This window comes from Bowmanella dokdonensis (assembly GCF_017254865.1).
In the GTDB taxonomy this organism is placed as follows: Bacteria; Pseudomonadota; Gammaproteobacteria; order Enterobacterales; family Alteromonadaceae; genus Bowmanella; species Bowmanella dokdonensis.
Window position 1 is genome coordinate 1 of the sequence record NZ_JAFKCV010000062.1, and the last position, 574, is coordinate 574.

Genomic DNA, 574 nt, shown 5'->3' on the forward strand with positions numbered 1-574 from the left:
CAACTTAAACAAGTTATCGCCGCCTACATTAGCCACCTTTCCTTTGATAATTCACATCCTTTTACAAGACGATTAAGACAAGACTTTTTGTTCAGCGGAGCCTGGTCCGTCAGGCTCAACAATAGCGGATATCATCGTAACCATTATCATAGTGAGGGGTGGATAAGCGGAAGTTATTATGTGTCAGTGCCTAAAGCCGTGCAGCGCAGCGGAAATGGTTGGATAAAATTTGGCCAGGCGGAGTTAGGAAGACTGTTTTCCATGGATCCTGACTATTGCATTAAGCCTGAGGCAGGCAGTGTTGCCTTGTTTCCGTCTATGATGTGGCATGGCACTGAACCTTTTGATGATCAGGAGTACAGAGTGACAGTGGCGTTTGATGTTGTACCAGTAGAAGAATAAGAGGAGAGATGGCAGTGTTTTGGGGAAACTTTACCAGTGCTCAAGCTAATGATGATCGATTAAAGCGTCATCCTGGGGCAATTGAAATGTCTAAAGGTGAAATGTTTTTGGCTTCCTGTGCAAACATTTTACGAAATGCTTACGGTTTCTACCGTTCTACGGAGCAGGGGGT

At 44.8% G+C, this 574-nt stretch carries 1 protein-coding gene; it reads left to right on the top strand.

What is annotated here, in order from left to right; genetic code table 11:
• Nucleotides 1-402: putative 2OG-Fe(II) oxygenase (locus J0A66_RS21550; RefSeq protein ID WP_241264370.1), on the top strand; the 402-nt coding region annotated here is incomplete at its 5' end.
• Between the last annotated feature and the right edge of the window lie 172 nt (nucleotides 403-574).